Raw genomic sequence first — 20,013 nt, 5'->3', positions numbered from 1 at the left:
TTCCCTCCTATATGTATCCTCTAATTAATTCGACATGAATGTGAGAAGTACTGCTATGAAATTGAATGATGCGTGGGCAATCATAGCCGATAAAATAGAATTTGTTTTCTCATATAACCACGCAAATACTACTCCGCTTAAAAAATTCACCGGTAATGTGTTATATGTGGGAATATGAACAACTGTAAATATTATTGAACTTATAAGCACACCGCCCCATATGCCATATCTATCTCGAAAAAACGTATAAAAAACACCCCGATATAAAATCTCTTCATATATTGGTGATATAACCGCCGCTCCAATTACCGCGATACAAAATGAATATATTGATTTATCATTTTGGACCGTATCCGTTTTACTATTTTCAAAGGAAATACCCATTTTCTCCATTATCATTAATACACCAATACTAACTACAATCAAAGAAATAACCGCTACAAATGTCCACAAGTAATCTTTCCATGAAAGCTTCCGAATCCCAATATCTGCCCACGACAAGTTATATCTTTTTATGCAAAACACATAAACTAAAAAAGTAAATACAACTGCCATAATAAATCCCATTAAAACCCCAGCATATAATGAATTCCCTAATAGATTTAAAGCATATTTATAAAAAATGGATTCAATTGTTACTGGAACAATAATAAATACAAAAACAAATAAATATAAAATTTCTTTCCATCCCCACATAGATTTTAAAGTCATATATACCATCCCCTACTTCTCATTTTCTTTAGTATAGAAGATGACGTAACGTAACTTTCAAGTTAATTTTTTTCAAATAATCCAAGCATAAATTTTTCATAAAAAACAAAAATTAACAGTGATGATTTAATCCTAAAAGGGGTGGACAATGTGACAGAACAAAACAATAACCAACAGACGAATAAAACGAAGCCTATGTTTCCATCACTTGCGGAAAATATTAATTACATTAAAAACAAGCTCTCTCATTCCGATGATATAAAAAAATTAGATGTTCCTTTTCAAAATGGAAAAGGAACAATCTTATATATCGAATCTTTAACAGATCCCAATTTAATTCACCAATTAGCTCTTGAACCACTATTAACTCGATCTGATCTGTCTATGGAAGAAAAAGAATTGGAATAAAGATTATGCGAAAGTAAAATTTAAGCCGGAAGTAGAAGTAAAGATTTTATATAGCGGCGTCTTAAAATAAAAAGGTTGTATGCCAAGCGGGCATACAACCTTTTTATTTCGTATATCGATATACAATTGACTCATACGGTCTTAAGTTAAGTTTCGTAATATCCTTACTTGAATCTTTGTAATTTGATAATAATACTTCTTGTTTCATTCCATCTAATTGAACATTCACTTGTGCAGAATACGTTATTTCTTCTCCGTAGAAGTTATTGATAACAAGCAATACTTCATTATTTAAAGTACGTGTATATGCCCAAATCTTAGGATGATTCCCATCTAAAACATCATATTTTCCTTCTGTAATTACATCGTATTTTTTTCTAAGTTCAATTAACTTTTTATAATGATAAAATACAGACTCTTTATCTTCTAATGCCTTCCCTACGTTTATTTCTTTAAAGTTTTCAGCCACTGAAATCCAAGGTGTACTTGTTGTAAAACCACTATTCACCTCTTCATTCCACTGCATCGGAGTACGTGAATTGTCACGAGATTTTTGTTTTAAAATCTCTATAATCTCTTCTTTGGATAATCCTTCTTCTTGTTTTATATCATATATATTTAACGATTCTACATCACGATATTGCTCGATAGAATGGAAGTTAGGATTCGTCATACCGATTTCTTCCCCTTGATAAATGTACGGTGTTCCTTGCAGCATATGCATAGCTGTCGCTAACATTTTAGCAGATTCATTTCGGTACTTCTCATCATCACCAAACCGTGAAACAATACGAGGCTGGTCATGATTACACCAAAATAACGCATTCCATCCTCCGCCCTTTTGCATTTCACTTTGCCAATCAGACATAATTTCTTTTAATTTAATGAAATCAAAATCAGCTTTCGTCCACTTATCACCATTCGAATAATCTACTTTTAAATGATGGAAACTAAACGTCATACTTAGTTCATTACGCTCTGGGTTTGAATATTTAATACAATTATCAATTGTCGTAGATGACATTTCTCCAACTGTAATTACATCTTTCCCTTCAAAAACATTTCGGTTCATCTCTTGTAAATATTCATGGACGCGTGGACCATCCGTATAATATTTACGCCCATCACTTGTAGCCGTGGTGCCTTCATCACTTAAAAATCTTTGATCTTTTGAAATTAAATTAATAACATCAAGGCGGAATCCTTTTACACCTTTCTCCAGCCAAAAGCGCATCATATCATACACTTCTTCACGAAGGTTTTCGTTTTCCCAGTTTAAATCAGCTTGTGTCTCATCAAATAGATGTAAAAAATATTGCTCTGTCTTCTCATCATATTTCCAAGCAGATCCACCAAACTTAGACTGCCAATTATTTTTTTCATCACGCCAAATATAGTAATTACGATATGGGCTATTTTTATCTTCCTTCGCTTCCTTAAACCACTTATGCTCCGTCGAACTATGATTTACAACGATATCAAGCATGATTTCAATGTTACGTGCTTTCGCTTTTTCTAAAAGCTCTTCAAACTCTTCCATCGTTCCGTAAGATGGATCAATACTGTAATAATCACTTACATCGTATCCATTATCGTTTTGTGGTGATTCGTATATCGGTGTTAACCAAATATAATCTACTCCGAGTTCTTTTAAATAATCTAGTTTCTCTGTAACTCCTTTTATATCACCAGTTTCTTTATTGTAATAACTATTAAAGCTCTTCGGATAAATTTGATAGACTACACTTTTATGCCAGTCCTTCATGTTTAACTTCCTCCTACTTCTGTTTTACTCGTTTTGCAAATAACCATGTTAACGTAAATGGAATTACAACCGCGATAATCATCCCGACAATAAATATTGGAATCGATTTCGGAATGATAGAAATAAATGCTGGTAATCCGCCAATCCCGATAGCAGGTGCTAATACACCATTTAAAGTAATGAATATCGCCGCAATAGCAGATCCAATAATAGCTGCATAGAACGGGAATTTATTTCGTAAGTTTACACCGAACATCGCTGGCTCCGTAATACCGAAGTACGCTGAAATTGCTGATGTTGATGCCATACTTTTATCATTTTGATTTTTAGAAATCCAGAACATCGCTAGTGCCGCACTACCTTGTGCAATGTTAGAAAGAGCAATCATTGGCCAAATAAATGTACCGCCGTGCTGCGCGATTAATTGTAAGTCGATTGCAATAAACATATGATGCATTCCTGTAATTACAAGCGGTGCATATAATGCTCCAAATAATATTGCCCCAAGTGCTGGTACCGTTTCATATACTCCTACTAATCCGGCTGTTAATAAATCTCCAATATGACGTGTAACTGGACCGATAATCCCTAATGCTAATACACCCGTTACAACGATTGTTGTAATTGGCACAACTAATAATTGAATTGCGTTTGGCACATGTTTCTTTAAAAAGATTTCCACTTTACTTAATACGAATGCCGCTACTAAAACCGGCAGGATTTGACCTTGATACCCTACCTTTTCAATTTGGAATAACCCTAAAATATCGAAGTACTCAATCTTTTGTCCCTCTAAACCAGTCGCTGCTTTTCCATAATCCCACGCGTTTAATAAGGCCGGATGCACAAGCATTAATCCCATAACAATACCTAGTATTGGACTACCACCAAAACGCTTCGTCGCTGACCAACCAACAAGTGCCGGTAAGAATACGAATGCTGTATTGGCCATCATATTAATTAAGTCCCAAAGCCCGCCTAAGTTCGGATAAACATCTAATAAATTTTTACCATCAAAAAATAAGTCCTTTGCCCCTAATAAATTGTTAATCCCCATCAGTAAACCAGCTGTTACAATCGCTGGTAATATCGGCATAAATACATCTGAAAATACTTTTACAAACTTTTGAACTGGATTTAACTTTTGGTTTCCAGAATCTTTTACGTCAGCTACTGTCGATTCTTCCATACCTGCAAGCGTTATCAATTCAGCGTATACTCGATCGACATCGCCTGGACCAATTACAATTTGAAATACCCCAGCGTTATGAAACGCTCCCTTTACTAATGAAACAGACTGTAATTTATCATTATCTATTTTACTTTCATCTTTTACAGCGATACGGAGCCTCGTTACACAGTGCGCAGCTTGTTCAATATTGTCTTTCCCACCAATATACTGCAACACTTCTTCTGCTGTTTTACGATAGTCTTTCCCCATATTCCCGTCCCTCTTTTCTTTTTTTGATACCGTTTACACTTATATATTAACTCGTATATATAAGTTAGTCAACACTCGTATATATAAGTTGGTGATTTTTTTATAAATAAAGAGATGGAACGATTATTTCGCCCCATCTCTTTATTTTCTTCGCGCCACATCCGAAAAGTGAAAAATATCTAAACGGTGACGTGATTCCGTATATTCGAACTGACTCCCATCGTATAAATGAGTAAAGTTTTTTACAACGACAACATAGTCTGTTCCATTTAAATCTAAATACTTTCGGTCATCATCTGTACATGGTTGTACTTCAATTACCCGCTGTGAATAGCTAATATGTAGCCCTAATTCTTTCTCAATGTATTTATAAATCGATGCAGTTGCAATTTCTCTCGTTAATCCTGGAATATACTCCGATACAAAATGGTTTATATCTAAAATTACTTTTTCTCCATCAATATTTCGTACACGTTTAATATGATCTATTTCCGTTTTTTCTTTCACGTTTAATAACTTTGCTACATCTTTCGTAGCTGTCATTTTCTCTATTTCCACGACTTCCGTAATACAGTAACGTCCTAAACGTTCATTTTCTTCTTGAAAACTTACAATACCACCAAAGTTAAATTCAATGTTTTTGCGCTTTAATACAAAAACACCTTTTCCGTGTATTTTTTGAACATATCCACGCTCTTGCAATAAATCTACAGCTTTTCTTACAGTACCCCGGCTTGCCTCATACTGCTTCATTAATTCCGTTTCTGATGGAATTTTGCATCCTTCTTTTAATTGTTTATTATCAATAGACTTGCTGATTTCTGTATAAATTTGTTCATACTTACTCATCATCTACAATAGCCCCTTGTCACCTTCTAGTTCTATATGTATTATACCACGCTATACTCTTCTGCCAATCTCTCACTTATTTTCCAGTACAAGAAAACTATAGGTAAATATTTAGTCTCTAAAACGTATTTTTATAAATTTTTTTATATTTCTCTTTTCATTCAAAAAAACATGTAGTATACTAACTTCAAAATCAGAGGAGAAAGGGAGCAAAAAACTATGCTTACTTATACAACTGTAGTTACATTTGCACAAAAACATCATCATCATACTTAACCCTTGAAACCTAGCGGAAAAATTACGCGTAGGTACAAGGGTTATTCCCATTGTACCTACGCTTTGGCAAAGAGCCATGTAGGTATTTTTTATCTACATGGCTCTTTTTTTATTGCAAAAAATGCTAGTAAAAAATGATGTTTAAGCAAAACTTACTACAAAGGAGTTAACAAAAATGGAAACGAAAAAATGGGGATTATGGATTTTAACAGCTTTTGTTATCGGGAATATGGTTGGCGGTGGCGTATTTATGCTCCCAGCAAATTTAGCACACGTATCGGGTCCAATGGGATCTACACTTGCATGGAGTATTACAGGACTTGGTGTATTTATGATTGCACTCGTATTTGGAAATTTAGCAATTCGTAAACCAGAATTAAAAGCAGGACCACAAAGTTACGCCCAAGCAATGTTTACCTCCCAAAAGGCAGGTAAAGTTGCAGGATATAGTATGGCTTGGGGGTACTGGGCTGCTAACTGGGCTGCTACAGCATCTGTAATTATTTCCTTTGCAGGATATTTATCAACATTCTTCCCAGTTTTACAAAGTAAGCAAATTCTCTTTTCAACAAACGGATTTTCATTAGAACTTGGAAAAGCTTTAACCTTCATAGTATGTAGTATGATGCTATGGGGAATTCAATATATTCTTTCTCAAAATATTGATAGAGCAGGAAATATGAACCTTCTTGCAACAATCGCAAAAATCATCGGATTTACAATGTTTATTGTAATCACATTATTCATTTTCAATGCCTCTAATTTCGGGGACGGTCAAACATTTATGAATGAAGCTGGACAACCTATTTCGTTGGGTGGACAAATAAATTCAGCTGCTATTGCAACACTTTGGGCGTTTATCGGTATTGAGTCAGCAGTTATGCTCTCTAACCGCGCAAAATCTCAGCACGATGTTAAGAAAGCTACGATTTTCGGATTAATCATCGCTCTTCTTATTTACATGGCAATTACTCTACTAACAATGGGTGCTCTTCCACAAGACGTTTTAAAAGAGTCTCAAAAGCCATTAGTAGATGCATTAAATTTAGCAATTGGTACTAAGGGTGCTTATATAATGGCCTTACTTGCACTCGTATCTTTATTCGGCTCTACTGTAGGATGGATCGTTGTTAGCTCAGAAGTACCTTACCAAGCAGCAAAAAATGGGGTTTTCCCTAAGTTTTTCGGAAAAACAAATAAAAAAGGAAGTCCTTCAAAATCATTATTTATTACAAATGTGATGACACAAATTTTCTTATTTTCAACGATTTCTGGTACTGTTTCCGAAGCATATAATTTCGCTATTGTTGTAGCGACATTAGCATATTTAATCCCGTACCTTGTTTCTACCTTGTACCAGTTAAAATTAGTTATTACGGGAGAAACGTATGATATAATGCCTGGATCTCGAATAAAAGATGGGATCATTACTGCACTAGCATTTTTATATTCCATTTGGGTTATTAAAACAGGAACTGCTGATTTAAAAACGTTCTTCTTAGGAATTGGGTTGTTTGTATTAGGCCTTATTCTTTATCCAATTTTAATGAAAAATTCACAAAAAAAATAATAAAAAAGAGAAGCTTTCCGCTTCTCTTTTTTTTATTAAAAGTCAGTTAATAACTTTTCTTTTAGTTCACCTACATCTAACGGTCTCGCATAATAAAAACCTTGTACAAAGTCGCAACCCATTGATTTTAATAAACTTTCTTGTTCTACCGTTTCTACCCCTTCAGCAACCACTAATAAATTTAAACTATGGGCAATTTCAATAACTGATTTTACAATCGTTCGCTCTGGCTGTGCGTGATCATAATGAAACTCACGAATAAAATTACGATCAATTTTCACAATATCAAGTGGTAGTTTTTTCAAATAATATAATGAGGAATATCCTGTTCCGAAATCGTCTAAAGCGATTAAAATCCCCATACTTCTTAATTCTTGTAATGTAGCAATAATATAATCAAAATGACGTACAGCTATACTTTCTGTTATTTCTAATATTAAACGATTTGGTGGAAATCCTGTTCGCTTCAATATACTACGAACAGATAAAATAAATCGTTTTTGCATCAATTGTTGTATTGATAAATTAACAGATAACTTCAGTCCCTCTTGATACTCTGGCAAAGTTTTAAACAATCGACATGACTTTTCTAGTACCCAGTCTCCTAGTTTTATAATAAGTCCACACTCTTCAGCTACAGGTATAAATTCACTTGGTGAAATAGGACCTTCTTCTGTCTTACAGCGTACTAAAGCCTCAATACCAGTACATTTCTTTGTTTTTAAATCAATAATGGGCTGTAATGCCACTTTTAATTCTTCGTCATGAATTGCTTTTTGCAAAGCAAACTCTATTTTCATTCTACGATTTATTTTCGCACGTAATTCATCTGTAAAGAAGCACGCCCCATTTCTTCCTTGCTCTTTCACACTATACATGGCTAAATCTGAATTTTTCAATAATGTTTCAACGTCTTTTCCATCTTGCGGATAGGAACAAAGTCCTAGACTGGCTGAAATATATACTTCATGACCTTCCAGCATAAATGGGGCTTGAAAGCATGACAACACAGATGTCGCTAACTGCCTCATCTCATCTTGTGTATGTTTTTTTGTTAATAGTACAAATTCATCTCCACCAAGCCTAGCCAGAACATCTTTATCTCCTAGTACATAATGCAATCGGGAAGCGACTTCACTTAAAAGTAAATCTCCTATCATATGACCTAACGTATCATTCACTAATTTAAAGCGATCTAAATCAAAGTAAATCATGCCAAACTCTATTTTCTCTGCGATCATCTTATTTACAGTCGTAATTAACTGTAAACGGTTTGGTAAACTTGTTAACGCATCATGATAAGCAAGTTCCCTATAACGACTTTCGCTTAATCGTAATCTTTGCTCTGCTTCTTTCCTACTACTTATATCATTTCGAATTGCAATAAATTGATAGGGTTCTCCCTTTTCATTTAAAAATGGAACAATTGTTGTTTTAACCCAATAATACGTACCATCTTTTGCTTGATTTCGAATTTCTCCCGTCCAGACTTTTCCACTCAAAATACGCTTCCATAGGATTTGAAAAAATGCTTTCGGATGATATCTGGAATTTAAAATACGGTGATCTTTTCCTATTAACTCTTCTCTTTTATATTTTGAGATTTTACAAAATTTATCATTCACATATGTAATAAGACCATTTCGGTCTGTAATAGCAACAATTGAAGACTCATCTAATGCTAATTTTAAATCTTGCAATGAAGAGTCATATAATGCATGACCTCTTTGTTCTAGCATGCGCACCTCTCCTTGCTTCCTATCTGACTAAAACACAATTCGTTTCTCTTCATAGAAATAGAGATATTTCATTTTCTAACAATATGCCTTTACATAAAGTGAAACTTTAATCAGTGGGGGTTTTGTCCATCCCCCACTGATTATTAGCCTTCACCAATCGGGCTTTTACGGGCAGTTATCTCCCACCTAACTTCCTCGTATTCACCGAATTTTGAGGTGGGAGTCTTACTGCCCGTTAATGCGGGATAAATCACAAATTTTTTCTAAATAGGCAGATTAAAATAACATAATATCATTTATAAAAAAAAGCAATATAGTGCTGTTTTAATTATAGTAGAAGCTTCTCATCTCTCTGCTTATCTAAGCTTATTATACAGTATTCTCTTACACTCTTTGAATTTTTTAAGTGACAATTTCATCACTATTAGCCTCTGCTCCCTACTAATGTGGCCTCACACCTAATCTCTTTTATTTCATGAAATGTTAAGATATAAATCTAACTGCCGATACATAATGAAATAGAGATTAAAATACAAAATGCAACGATTCACGAATAATAATATAAAGTGAAACTTTAATCAGTGGGGGTTTACAGGTAGCAGGGCTTCCACCTAACTTCTTTGTTCCACCTGAATTTTGAGGTGGGAGTTTTACTGCCCACAAATAGCAGGATAAAATCAAAATTTGCATTTAATATACTGAATTACAATAACAAAATATTAACATATTTTCACCTTAATTTTGGAAGTATTTTATAAATAAATTATTAAACTAAAAAAAGAGGATATCCTCTTTTTTAGTTTAATAATTTGGATACGGTATTTGCTGATAACCTGGGTATGATGCTGGATATGGCATTGGGTAAGTTACTGGATACGGCGCTGGGTAATATCCCCCACCACTAGCTGCACCTGTTAACGCTCCAGCTGTAAGTCCTCCTAATACTCCACCAGCAAAACTTCCTGGAAAGAATCCTCCGCCCCACGAGCCGCCACCCCAGCCGCCGCCGTGATGGTGGTGATGATGATCATAATGATTGTGTCCACCATGGTGATGATGTCCTCCCCCACCATGATGATTACGATAATATCCTCCGTGATTTAGTATATAGTTCATTTCTCTTCCTCTCCTTTTCAATTTCCCTACTTTAATATGTGTTGTATGAATAGTAAGGATACTGTTCATAATCCGTATAGTATGGAGTATCTGAATAATATGGATAACCATATCCGCCATAACCAAACGCAGGACTAAGTAAAGCCCCTGCTACAAATCCAGGAAAGAATCCTCCGCCCAAAAATGGAGAATGTCCAAAACTCCCATGAAATCCGCCATGTCCGAACCCTCCAACTGGACGACCATACATTTTATTCATCCCCTTTTCTATATAAAAATGTAATAATATACTGTATGTAGGACAAATGCGGAAAGCATGGGGAAAATGTCTATATTTTGTAAAAAAAACAAAACACTTTATAATAAGAATGTCAGATTACACCTTTTATATAAGAAGTCTATATTTAAGAAAGATTAGAGGAATTTTATAGAAATGAAGAAGCCTATCGTTCAATTATTATTAATATTTACAATCGTATCTATCGTTCTTTTCCTATTAAATACATCGGTTATTTCGTTATATACGTTTGTTGGTGCTCTATGGTCCATCACAATCGTAGGAATTTCATTCGTTATTTTTATCGAAAACAGGTCTCCTCAAAGTACCTTAGCGTGGTTTTTAGTATTAGCACTTCTTCCTGTTGTAGGTGTGCTTTTATACTCCCTCTTCGGTCGTAGCCGTTGGAGAAGAAAAAAACATCTTCATCGTTCAGAAGAACAAAGAAAATTATTCCGTGAAATATTAGAAGGAAGACGACTAGAACTTTCTCTTACAGTTCCATTACATGAGCGTTCTATACATTTAACAGAAGTAGTACAAAAATTCGGAGGCGGTCCTGCCGCAGATAGAACGACTACAAAACTTTTAACAAACGGAGATCAAACATTTTCAGAAATTCTGCACGCTATTGAGCATGCAAAACACCATATACATATTCAATACTATATTTATAAAGCCGATGAGATTGGTACAAAAGTTCGGGATGCTTTAATAAAGAAGGCAAAATCCGGGGTTATTGTACGCTTCCTTTATGATGGACTCGGAAGTAACACGTTAAGAAGACGGTTTTTACATCCTATGAAAGAAGCTGGTATTGAAATTGTAGAATTTGATCCTATTTTTTCAGCTTGGTTACTTGAGACAGTCAATTATCGTAACCATCGTAAAATTGTTATTGTAGATGGAGAAATTGGATTTACTGGAGGACTCAACGTCGGTGACGAATATCTCGGCCGTTCAAAGAAATTTCCCGTTTGGCGTGATAGTCATTTAAAAATAGAAGGAAAAGCATTATATAAATTACAAGCAATCTTTCTAGAAGATTGGCTCTATGCCTCTAGTGGTTTAAGTAACTATTCTTGGGATCAATTTATGAATGTACAATACTTCCCTGGTAAAGAAATTTCGAATGCAGAAGGTGCTGTTCAAATTGTAGCAAGTGGACCAAGCTCAGATGATAAAAGTATTCGTAATACATTACTAGCTGTTATGGGCTCTGCCAAAAAATCTATTTGGATTGCTACACCATACTTTATTCCCGATCAAGAAACTTTAACATTATTACGCTTAAGTGCAATATCTGGCATAGATGTACGCATTTTATATCCAGGTAAAAGTGATAGTATTATTAGTGATCAAGCATCTCAATCCTATTTCACTCCACTTTTAAAAGCTGGTGCTTCCATTTACAGTTATAAAGATGGTTTTATGCATGCGAAAATTGTACTCGTCGATGATAAGATCGCAACAATTGGAACAGCAAATATGGATGTACGTAGCTTTGAGTTAAATTATGAAATTATTAGTGTACTTTATGAATCAGCAACCGTTCATGATATTAAACATGATTTTGAAGAAGACTTTAAGCATTCCACTGAAATTAAATGGAACTCGTTCCAAAAAAGAAGTATCAAAAAACGAATATTAGAGTCTTTCATGCGACTCATTTCTCCTTTGCTATAAGCAATCAATATAATATTGATTGCTTTTTCTTTTACATTTCCCCTCTCTCCTTTTCTTTGCATACCATATTAAAACAAGTTATCATAAGATGTATTACTTTATGAAAATAATGTTAGGTGGGAAATACATGTTAGAACAATTTCATATACACGCTGATTTAAAACAACAGCTCTCAGCCCTTCACGAAAAAAACAAACAAGAAGCTGGCGAAAATGCACATTTAATTGGAAAGAAAATATATAAAGCATCTGATAACAGCATTATTGAAGATGCCATTACAGCACTTTTACTTGGTAAAAACATTCTATTAAAAGGACCAACTGGTAGTGGTAAAACAGTACTAGCGGAAACTCTTTCTTCTTTATTCCAAAAACCAATGCATAGCATTAACTGTTCTGTCGACTTAGATGTAGAAGGTATTTTAGGATACAACACATTACAAACAAAAGAGGGTGCATCTGAAGTTACATTCGTTAATGGTCCTCTTATGAAGGCAATGAAGAACGGTCATTTCTTATATATTGATGAAATCAATATGGCAAAACCTGAAACATTACCACTTCTTCATGGTGCGTTAGATTATCGTAAAATGATTACAAACCCATTTACACAAGAAGTTGTATACGGTGATGACGAATATCGCGTAATCGCTGCGATTAACGAAGGTTATGTTGGGACAAGTGAACTAAACGAAGCGTTAAAAAACCGTTTCGTTATTATTGAAGTTCCTTACATTCAAGGTGATACATTAAAAGAACTATTACTATCTGAATCAAAATTAAATGATGTTGCAACAATTGAAAAGTTCGTTGCATTCGCAAGCGATCTTATGCCTTTAGCTCGTGATGGACGCGTAAGTGAAGAAGCAGCTAGTATTCGTGGCATTATCGATGCATGTGATTTAGGTGTATATATTCCTGTTATGCGTGCAATTGAACGTAGTATTATCGCAAAATTAAACGATGAAACAGAACAAATGACTGTCCGTGAATTAGCAGAAAGTTATTTCTTTGAGGAATAATTCATGAGACAAATTTTTAGTGACAAAAAAATTGATGCGTCGCTGTTTCTACAAATGGAAAACTTAATGTATGCTCTTCTAAAAGAAGACGATGCCTATCTTGAGTATGGCTATAAAGCATACTACGACGAAATTGAAAAAAAGGTTGTCATTAGTCATTTTTGGGATGATCGAAAAGAAGAGGATACAGTAATCGGATTAAAAAGCGAAGTGTTCTTAAAGGCACTTGGTAATAAACATTACTCGGACATGACTTTAATTCGTTCTTATGCGATTGAATTACAAGAATCGCCTCTAAAAAAGTTTTTAACACAATTATTTGTTCTATTAGAAGATTTACGTGTTGAGGAAATCGTCAAAAATTTACGTCCTGGCACAAAACACATTTTTAAACGCCGAAAAGAAATGTATCGCAATTACTTTGGCTCACAAAATGAAATAAATCGTGTTCGTAACTATCACGGTGACCGTCTATTTTGTCTATGCTATCTTTCATTAACGAGTGATAAATATGAAATGTTTAATAATGAATATTTCGAGCAAATTGAATCAATTTTGCATGAAACATTCCAAGCTCGTAATACGGAAGATATTATGTATATCGTTGAGAAAATTCGCTATCGCTTAGAAGGACTTCTTGAAAGTGATATGCTTAATAATTATTTCGGACATGCCCCGCTTTATTTATCTGTTATTGCAGATGAGAAAGACAGTCGCGCTGAAAAATTAGCAAATGATGATACGCAACTCTTAGATGACGATGATAACAAAAACAAAATGGATGAAAGCTTCTCGACATGGCACCGTGAAAATAAAAACAATGAAAACGAGAACTTTTTACGCTTTGAATTAGAAAGCGGAACAAAAACAAATATGATGGGTGATACTGCTCGTGAATCAGAAGATGGTGACCAAGCACTTGGTTCTGTACAAGGTACTTCCCAAAAAAGTACACAATCTAACTTTGATGGTGCTGATACAGAGGAAGCAAGAGCGTCTCATGCTTCTAGCCAAAACGACGGTGCATACGGCAAGTATAATGTGGGAGCTTCTCATACATTTAAAGAAGCTCGCAAATCAAATCCTGATGAGAAAAAAGATTACCAAGCTATCAAATCAGTCGTTAATAAAGATGTAAAAGAATTAAAGAAAATCATCGAAAAAACAATTGAAAACAAAACGAATGCAAATAGTGATAAATATTACGGAAGACTTCGTAAAAAATTCCTTCGTATTTATACAGAAAAGCAGCCGCGGATGTTTTATAAAAAAGGCCAAGAATCACAAGAGCTCGACGTTGCATTCCAACTATTAGTGGACTGCTCTGGTTCTATGTATAACAAAATGGAAGAAACGAAGAAGAGTGTGGTCCTATTCCATGAAGCTTTAAAATCTTTAAAAATCCCGCACGCTATTAGCGGATTTTGGGAAGATGCTTCTAGTGCTAAACCTGAAGATAAACCGAATGTTATTCATGAAGTTGTTACGTATAAAAACTCAACGTTACCAAATGTCGGTCCAGAAATTATGCAACTTCGCGAAGAAGAAGATAACCGCGACGGGTATATTATTCGCATCGTTTCTGAAAAGCTTGCGAAAAGACCAGAAAAACATAAATTCTTACTTGTCTTTACAGACGGTGAACCTTCTGCGCTAGACTATCAACAAGACGGTATTTTAGATACGCATGAAGCTGTCAAGCTCGCTCGTAAGAGTGGTATGGAAGTAATCGGAATCTTCATCGAAGAAGGCGAAGCGAAAGAAGCAACTTATCAATTAATGAAGAACATTTATAACCATCACTTCTTAGTTGCAAATCACGCTGAAGATTTACGTCTGAAGATTAAACCATTGTTGAAGAAACTATTACTGAAGACGATTGAATAGAAAAACAGGAGCCACGAGGCTCCTGTTTTTCTTCGTTAACTTACTTTGTTTCTGGTTGAAACTTGTATGGAATGGATACTTCTAACAATGATTCGAATCCTCCGTCATAGAATGGGAATCGCTCATTTGCAATTTTCCTATCTACCCACTCGATTGCGGAAATTTCTCCTTCATCTTCTGCACTAAGTTCACCTGTTACTACATTTGCTTGGAATGTAAACAATAGCGCATGATTGCCTTGCTTCTCAAAAAACTTCTCATTTATTGCGACAAGTCCACCTGTTACGGTAGTTAAGCCTGTCTCCTCTTTTACTTCCCTTACTAAAGCTTCCTCTAACGTTTCACCTTTTTCAACAGCCCCGCCCGGCAGTGACCAAACGTTTTGTTCTACATTATGTACCATTAATATTTTATCTTTTTTGCTATCATGTATTAGTGCATATACAACATCAACTCTTTGCATGTTGCTTTTCTCCTTCAATTAACTCGGCCATTGTAAATAAGGAATGTAACTGCAATCCATCTTCTAATAAGTTATCTCTTCCTTCTTTTGTACGCTCAATAACACCTAGCACATGGTTCACATTCGCACCTAATTCTCTCAAATCTTTCGTGCTTAATAATATTTGACCGCCTGTCGTAATGACATCTTCTACGACACAAACATTTTTCCCAACAATATCAATACCCTCTGCTAACTTACATGTTCCATATTTCTTCGCTTCTTTTCTTACAAATACAACTGGAATCCCTGTTTGTAAAGACAATGCTGTTGCTACTGGAATACCTCCCATTTCTAAACCTGCTAGTACTTCTGTTTCAGGAGGAATGAGCTCTTTCAATTGTTTGGCAATTTCTAATAACAGTACTGGATTAGATTCAAATAAGTACTTATCAAAGTATTGATTTGATACTTGTCCTGATCGAAGCTTAAATGTGCCCGTTAAACGCGACGTATTATAAATCTCCTTTGCTAACTCCCATTTCTCCATTTAATCTCTCCCCTTTATCCCGCTATTCGCCGGGCTAGTAAAACTCCCACCTCAAAATTCAGCGGAGCAAAGAAGTTAGGTGAGAGATTAACTGCCCGTAAACGCCCGATTGGTTCAACTAATAATCAGTGGGGAATGAACAAAACCCCCACTGATTAAAGTTTCACTTTATGCACAAATTAACTCATTTTATCACGTTTGTAATTATTTGTATATTCATAAAAATACAAATAAAAGAGCCGATTCCTAAGAATCAGCTCTTCCTATTAATTCATCACTAACTCATCTGCAAGCTTTTTTTTTAACTTAGCAAGCATGTCAGTTGTCATTTTGTCTAAATCATATTCTGCTTTAAAGCCCCACTCTTTCATTGCTGCTGTTGCATCAATAGAGTTCGGCCAGCTATCAGCGATTGTTTGACGAGCTGGATCTACAGCATAATCCATTGTAAAGTTCGGAATGTGTTTACGAATTGACGCTGCGATTTGCTCCGGCTCAAAGCTCATTGCTGTAATGTTAAATGCATTTCTATGCACGAGTTTACTTGGATCAGCTTCCATTAATGAAATGATCGCTTGTAAAGCATCTGGCATATACATCATGTCCATGTATGTTCCTTCTGCAATGTATGAGGTGTATGTACCTTTTTTAATCGCCTCATAATAAATTTCAACTGCATAATCAGTTGTTCCGCCTCCTGGAGGAGCTACGTAAGAAATTAAGCCTGGGAAACGTACGCCGCGCGTATCAACGCCGAACTTTTGATGATAATAATCACATAGTAATTCTCCTGCTACTTTGTTTACCCCATACATTGTAGTAGGACGTTGAATTGTATCTTGTGGTGTATTATCTTTTGGCGTTGATGGACCAAATGCACCGATAGAACTTGGCGTGAAAAACTTACAGTTTAATTCACGTGCTGCTTCTAATGCATTTACAAGTCCGCCCATATTTAAATTCCAAGCAAATAACGGATTTTTTTCTGCAGTTGCTGAAAGTAAAGCCGCTAAATGAATAATTGTATCTACTTCATTACGCTTTGCAATATCATGTAATTTTTGTCCATCTGTTACATCTAACGTTTCAAATGGACCAGACGTTACCACTTCACTATCTGTTTCACGAATATCTGTTGCAATAACATTTGATGCGCCGTATACATCACGAAGTTTCATTACTAGTTCAGAACCAATTTGCCCTAAAGAACCGGTTACTAGAATTTTTTTCATTTTTCCCACTCCTCATTTGCAAGCTATTCACAAGATGTCGTTAATTAAATGATACCCATTTCTTTCCCTACTTTTTCATACTTACGAATTGCTTCATCTAACATTTCTTTCGTATGAGCTGCTGTAGGCATATTTCGAACGCGTCCCATTCCTTTTGCTACGGTTGGGAATACGATAGATTTTGCGTATACACCTTCTTCATTTAGACGTTTACTAAATTCTTGTGTTAATACTTCATCACCAATAATACAAGGTGTAATTGGTGTTTCACTTTCTCCAATGTTAAAGCCAAGTTCTTTTAACCCTTGTTTTAAATAGCGACCATTTTCCCATAAACGATCGTGTAACTCTGTGCTTTCCATTAAAATTTCAATTGATCTCATACAAGCAGCTGCATCAGCTGGTGTTAAAGCTGTTGAGAATAAGAATGGACGTGAACGCACTTTTAACCAATCGATTAAGTTTTGTTTTCCAGCTACATATCCACCAATTACCCCAATTGCTTTTGATAATGTACCAATTTGGAAATCAACTTTATCAGAAAGACCGAAATGTTTTACAGTACCTGCACCTTTGCCAAGTACACCTGAACCGTGTGCATCATCTACATATGTCATTAAATCCAGCTCTTCTGCAATTTCAACAATCTCTGGTAATTTTGCAATATCTCCATCCATTGAGAAAACACCGTCTGTAATAACCATTAATTTATTATAAAGACCTGATTCTTTTGCCTCGATTGCTTTTTTGCGTAAATCTTCCATATCAGAATGCTTATAAACGATGATTTTCGCTCTTGATAGACGACTACCATCAATAATAGATGCATGGTTTAATTCATCTGAAAGAATCGCATCATTTTTATCCATAACAGCTGAAATCGCTGCCATATTACAGTTAAATCCTGATTGATAAGCAATTGCTGCTTCTGTATGCTTAAATTTTGCAATTGTTTCTTCTAATTTGATATGCAAATCTAAAGTACCATTAATTGTACGAACAGCTCCTGCTCCAACGCCGTACTTATGAATTGCACCAATTGCTGCTTCTTGTAAGCGATTATCAGTTGCTAATCCAAGATAGTTGTTTGAAGATAAGTTAATATATTCTTTTCCACTAATTGTAATAATCGGTCCATTTGGACTTTCAAGCGGATCAATTACGTTATAAAGCCCCTTTGATTTTAAATCCTCTAAATTTTCTTCTAAAAAGTTTGCAAGTGTTTTACTAGACATCGTGAAGCCTCCCATCGTTCATGTAAGCGGATTAATATCTCAATAATTCCAATAATCCCTCTACTAGCTTAACACGTTTTCGAAATTTGTTATAGAAAAATAGTTTAAAGAAAACGCTTACAGTTTTAGATTATATATTATTGAGTAAAAGAAATCTATTATTTACTTTTCGAATTTGATAGAATTAAAAAAATATTTAAGGAGGCTTCAAACATGGCATTTACTGAATCTGATATATATAATAACGAATCGTTTTTAGAACAATATATGAAGCGAAGATATCGAGAAAATAGCCCAAACGAAGTACTTGAAAAACCAGCATTCTTTCAGCTCATTGGTAATGTACAAGGAAAACAAATTCTCGATTTAGGCTGTGGTGATGCTAAATTCGGCGAAGAATTATTAGAAAATGGATGCCTCTCTTACACTGGCATTGAAGGCTCCGAGCTTATGTATGAAAAAGCTAGTAAGCACCTAGAAAATAAAAATGGATCTGTTCATTTTATAAACCTCAAAGACTATACCTAACCTCCTTCTACTTTTGATTTAGTAACATCTAGACTCGCCTTACATTATATTGAACATCTTGATATCATTTTTCAAAATGTGTTTCAAACTTTAAAAACAAACGGGACCTTTACCTTTAGCGCTCAACATCCCGTTATTACCTCTTCGTTTGAAAGCTTACAAACAAGTGTTAAAAGAACTAGCTGGCTCGTCGATGATTATTTCAAAACAGGAAAACGAGTTGAGCCGTGGATTGATCAAGAGGTTATTAAATATCATCGGACAACGGAAGAATATTTTACATTATTACAACAAGCCGGATTTACCATTACAAACTTAAAAGAAGCCACACCAAATCAAAAATATTTTCAGGGTAAAGAAGAATATGAACGTCGCTTACGTATTCCCCTTTTCCTACTATTTTCTTGCAAAAAATAAAAAAAACGATGAATTATTCATCGTTTTTTTTATTATCTCATCGCCTGAACAGCTTCTTTACGTACACTTCTTCCTCTTCCATGTGGAATACAGAGCGGTGTTCCAAATAACGGATCAGCGCTTATTTGACACTCCATACGGAATACATCACGAACTAACTTTTGATCAACAACTTCTTCTGGTTTACCTTGCGCATATATTTGTTTATCCTGAATAGCTACAATATTGTCTGCATAACGGCATGCCAAGTTCAAATCATGCAATACCATAACAATCGTTCTTTTCTCTGTTTCATTTAATTCGAATAATAAATCTAACACTTCAATTTGGTGAGTCATATCTAAATATGTAGTTGGCTCATCCAGTAAAATAATATCGGTATCTTGTGCAAGGGTCATTGCAATCCAAGCACGTTGACGTTGTCCACCTGAAAGAGCATGAACATCACGCTCAGCAAATTCTGTCATACCCGTTGCCGCAAGCGCTTTTTGTACCATTTCCTCATCTTTTTCTGACCACTGCTTCAGCCATGTTTGATATGGATAACGTCCTTGCTTAACAAGTTGCAATACTGTAAGTCCTTCTGGCGCTTGTGGACCTTGCGGTAAAATCGCCATTTGACGAGCAATTTGCTTCGTTTGCATACTTTGAATTGCTTGATTATCTAACAAAATGTCACCGGTTGTTGGCTTTAATAATCTAGCTAGTGAACGTAATAAAGTTGATTTCCCACAACCGTTAGAACCGATGAAGATTGTAATTTCCCCTTTTGGAATTTCTAAATTCAGCTCATCAATAATAATTGTTTCACCATACGACAGCGTCAAGCGTTTCGTCTCCAATGCTTTTTGCATATTCATCTC

The 20,013-nt window shown here is 35.1% G+C and carries 16 protein-coding genes and 2 pseudogenes; 6 read left to right on the top strand and 12 right to left on the bottom strand.

Annotation, left to right across the window (positions count from 1 at the left end):
* Nucleotides 1-24: 24 nt before the first annotated feature.
* Nucleotides 25-711, bottom strand: a complete 687-nt coding sequence (locus tag JTF23_RS11005) for a CPBP family intramembrane glutamic endopeptidase (protein ID WP_204208744.1) — start codon at nucleotides 709-711, stop codon at nucleotides 25-27.
* A 195-nt stretch (nucleotides 712-906) separates the two neighbouring features.
* On the opposite strand from JTF23_RS11005, the pseudogene JTF23_RS11000 reads away from it, so the two are divergent.
* A pseudogene (locus tag JTF23_RS11000) lies at nucleotides 907-1,104 on the top strand (hypothetical protein); the annotation flags it as partial.
* A 118-nt stretch (nucleotides 1,105-1,222) separates the two neighbouring features.
* Here the strand turns inward: JTF23_RS11000 and treC are convergent.
* The 3 genes from treC to treR all read right to left on the bottom strand — a co-directional run bounded on the left by treC (nucleotide 1,223) and on the right by treR (nucleotide 5,177).
* Nucleotides 1,223-2,884, bottom strand: a complete 1,662-nt coding sequence (gene treC, locus JTF23_RS10990) for an alpha,alpha-phosphotrehalase (protein WP_204208742.1) — start codon at nucleotides 2,882-2,884, stop codon at nucleotides 1,223-1,225.
* A gap of 13 nt (nucleotides 2,885-2,897) precedes the next feature.
* On the bottom strand, nucleotides 2,898-4,325 hold the full coding sequence (gene treP, locus JTF23_RS10985) for a PTS system trehalose-specific EIIBC component (protein WP_002114061.1): 1,428 nt from the start codon (nucleotides 4,323-4,325) through the stop codon (nucleotides 2,898-2,900).
* Between the two features lie 141 nt (nucleotides 4,326-4,466).
* The gene (treR, locus tag JTF23_RS10980) at nucleotides 4,467-5,177 is read right to left on the bottom strand and encodes a trehalose operon repressor (protein ID WP_002114059.1); all 711 of its coding nucleotides are present in this window, start codon (nucleotides 5,175-5,177) and stop codon (nucleotides 4,467-4,469) included.
* A gap of 448 nt (nucleotides 5,178-5,625) precedes the next feature.
* On the opposite strand from treR, the gene JTF23_RS10975 reads away from it, so the two are divergent.
* Complete coding sequence (locus JTF23_RS10975; protein ID WP_204208741.1) at nucleotides 5,626-7,020, top strand: amino acid permease; 1,395 nt, start codon at nucleotides 5,626-5,628, stop codon at nucleotides 7,018-7,020.
* Between the two features lie 35 nt (nucleotides 7,021-7,055).
* On the opposite strand, the gene JTF23_RS10970 is transcribed toward JTF23_RS10975, so the two are convergent.
* The 3 genes from JTF23_RS10970 to JTF23_RS10960 all read right to left on the bottom strand — a co-directional run bounded on the left by JTF23_RS10970 (nucleotide 7,056) and on the right by JTF23_RS10960 (nucleotide 10,125).
* The gene (locus JTF23_RS10970; RefSeq protein ID WP_204208740.1) at nucleotides 7,056-8,759 is read right to left on the bottom strand and encodes a putative bifunctional diguanylate cyclase/phosphodiesterase; all 1,704 of its coding nucleotides are present in this window, start codon (nucleotides 8,757-8,759) and stop codon (nucleotides 7,056-7,058) included.
* 801 nt (nucleotides 8,760-9,560) lie between these two features.
* Nucleotides 9,561-9,875: a hypothetical protein gene (locus JTF23_RS10965; protein ID WP_204208739.1), complete on the bottom strand. Its 315-nt coding sequence runs from the start codon at nucleotides 9,873-9,875 to the stop codon at nucleotides 9,561-9,563.
* A 31-nt stretch (nucleotides 9,876-9,906) separates the two neighbouring features.
* Nucleotides 9,907-10,125 carry a hypothetical protein gene (locus JTF23_RS10960; protein ID WP_204208738.1) on the bottom strand — a complete coding sequence of 73 codons (219 nt, stop codon included), beginning with the start codon at nucleotides 10,123-10,125 and terminating at the stop codon, nucleotides 9,907-9,909.
* A 183-nt stretch (nucleotides 10,126-10,308) separates the two neighbouring features.
* On the opposite strand from JTF23_RS10960, the gene JTF23_RS10955 reads away from it, so the two are divergent.
* The 3 genes from JTF23_RS10955 (at nucleotide 10,309) to JTF23_RS10945 (ending at nucleotide 14,746) form a co-directional block, all read left to right on the top strand.
* A complete protein-coding gene (locus JTF23_RS10955) occupies nucleotides 10,309-11,838 on the top strand; it encodes a cardiolipin synthase (RefSeq protein ID WP_204208737.1) in 1,530 nt (509 codons plus the stop codon).
* A 127-nt stretch (nucleotides 11,839-11,965) separates the two neighbouring features.
* A complete protein-coding gene (locus JTF23_RS10950) occupies nucleotides 11,966-12,859 on the top strand; it encodes an ATP-binding protein (RefSeq protein WP_002201800.1) in 894 nt (297 codons plus the stop codon).
* 3 nt (nucleotides 12,860-12,862) lie between these two features.
* Nucleotides 12,863-14,746, top strand: a complete 1,884-nt coding sequence (locus JTF23_RS10945; protein WP_002114034.1) for a vWA domain-containing protein — start codon at nucleotides 12,863-12,865, stop codon at nucleotides 14,744-14,746.
* Between the two features lie 40 nt (nucleotides 14,747-14,786).
* On the opposite strand, the gene JTF23_RS10940 is transcribed toward JTF23_RS10945, so the two are convergent.
* From JTF23_RS10940 to JTF23_RS10925, 4 genes are all read right to left on the bottom strand, one after another.
* Entirely contained in the window at nucleotides 14,787-15,209 is a 423-nt protein-coding gene (locus JTF23_RS10940; RefSeq protein ID WP_204208736.1) for an NUDIX hydrolase, read from the bottom strand.
* A complete protein-coding gene (pyrE, locus tag JTF23_RS10935) occupies nucleotides 15,196-15,738 on the bottom strand; it encodes an orotate phosphoribosyltransferase (protein WP_002114028.1) in 543 nt (180 codons plus the stop codon). Before pyrE ends, JTF23_RS10940 begins: the two co-directional genes overlap by 14 nt.
* A gap of 266 nt (nucleotides 15,739-16,004) precedes the next feature.
* The gene (locus JTF23_RS10930; protein WP_204208735.1) at nucleotides 16,005-16,970 is read right to left on the bottom strand and encodes an L-threonine 3-dehydrogenase; all 966 of its coding nucleotides are present in this window, start codon (nucleotides 16,968-16,970) and stop codon (nucleotides 16,005-16,007) included.
* A gap of 44 nt (nucleotides 16,971-17,014) precedes the next feature.
* On the bottom strand, nucleotides 17,015-18,205 hold the full coding sequence (locus JTF23_RS10925; protein WP_078180279.1) for a glycine C-acetyltransferase: 1,191 nt from the start codon (nucleotides 18,203-18,205) through the stop codon (nucleotides 17,015-17,017).
* A gap of 213 nt (nucleotides 18,206-18,418) precedes the next feature.
* On the opposite strand from JTF23_RS10925, the pseudogene JTF23_RS10920 reads away from it, so the two are divergent.
* A pseudogene (locus JTF23_RS10920) lies at nucleotides 18,419-19,150 on the top strand (class I SAM-dependent methyltransferase).
* A gap of 32 nt (nucleotides 19,151-19,182) precedes the next feature.
* Here the strand turns inward: JTF23_RS10920 and JTF23_RS10915 are convergent.
* The gene (locus JTF23_RS10915; protein WP_002114020.1) at nucleotides 19,183-20,004 is read right to left on the bottom strand and encodes an ABC transporter ATP-binding protein; all 822 of its coding nucleotides are present in this window, start codon (nucleotides 20,002-20,004) and stop codon (nucleotides 19,183-19,185) included.
* Between the last annotated feature and the right edge of the window lie 9 nt (nucleotides 20,005-20,013).

Source organism: Bacillus sp. RIT 809 (assembly GCF_016892495.1).
Lineage (GTDB): Bacteria > Bacillota > Bacilli > Bacillales > Bacillaceae_G > Bacillus_A > Bacillus_A cereus_U.
Note: the sequence above shows the minus strand (reverse complement) of the source record. Positions and strands in the feature narration are given on the sequence as shown.

Excerpts from the sequence above, each read along its gene's own strand:
- JTF23_RS11005 (WP_204208744.1), bottom strand. The coding sequence starts at position 711 with ATGACTTTAAAATCTATGTGGGGATGGAAAGAAATTTTATATTTATTT.
- treC (WP_204208742.1), bottom strand. The coding sequence starts at position 2,884 with ATGAAGGACTGGCATAAAAGTGTAGTCTATCAAATTTATCCGAAGAGC.
- treP (WP_002114061.1), bottom strand. The coding sequence starts at position 4,325 with ATGGGGAAAGACTATCGTAAAACAGCAGAAGAAGTGTTGCAGTATATT.
- treR (WP_002114059.1), bottom strand. The coding sequence starts at position 5,177 with ATGATGAGTAAGTATGAACAAATTTATACAGAAATCAGCAAGTCTATT.
- JTF23_RS10975 (WP_204208741.1), top strand. The coding sequence starts at position 5,626 with ATGGAAACGAAAAAATGGGGATTATGGATTTTAACAGCTTTTGTTATC.
- JTF23_RS10970 (WP_204208740.1), bottom strand. The coding sequence starts at position 8,759 with ATGCTAGAACAAAGAGGTCATGCATTATATGACTCTTCATTGCAAGAT.
- JTF23_RS10965 (WP_204208739.1), bottom strand. The coding sequence starts at position 9,875 with ATGAACTATATACTAAATCACGGAGGATATTATCGTAATCATCATGGT.
- JTF23_RS10960 (WP_204208738.1), bottom strand. The coding sequence starts at position 10,125 with ATGTATGGTCGTCCAGTTGGAGGGTTCGGACATGGCGGATTTCATGGG.
- JTF23_RS10955 (WP_204208737.1), top strand. The coding sequence starts at position 10,309 with ATGAAGAAGCCTATCGTTCAATTATTATTAATATTTACAATCGTATCT.
- JTF23_RS10950 (WP_002201800.1), top strand. The coding sequence starts at position 11,966 with ATGTTAGAACAATTTCATATACACGCTGATTTAAAACAACAGCTCTCA.
- JTF23_RS10945 (WP_002114034.1), top strand. The coding sequence starts at position 12,863 with ATGAGACAAATTTTTAGTGACAAAAAAATTGATGCGTCGCTGTTTCTA.
- JTF23_RS10940 (WP_204208736.1), bottom strand. The coding sequence starts at position 15,209 with ATGCAAAGAGTTGATGTTGTATATGCACTAATACATGATAGCAAAAAA.
- pyrE (WP_002114028.1), bottom strand. The coding sequence starts at position 15,738 with ATGGAGAAATGGGAGTTAGCAAAGGAGATTTATAATACGTCGCGTTTA.
- JTF23_RS10930 (WP_204208735.1), bottom strand. The coding sequence starts at position 16,970 with ATGAAAAAAATTCTAGTAACCGGTTCTTTAGGGCAAATTGGTTCTGAA.
- JTF23_RS10925 (WP_078180279.1), bottom strand. The coding sequence starts at position 18,205 with ATGTCTAGTAAAACACTTGCAAACTTTTTAGAAGAAAATTTAGAGGAT.
- JTF23_RS10915 (WP_002114020.1), bottom strand. The coding sequence starts at position 20,004 with ATGCAAAAAGCATTGGAGACGAAACGCTTGACGCTGTCGTATGGTGAA.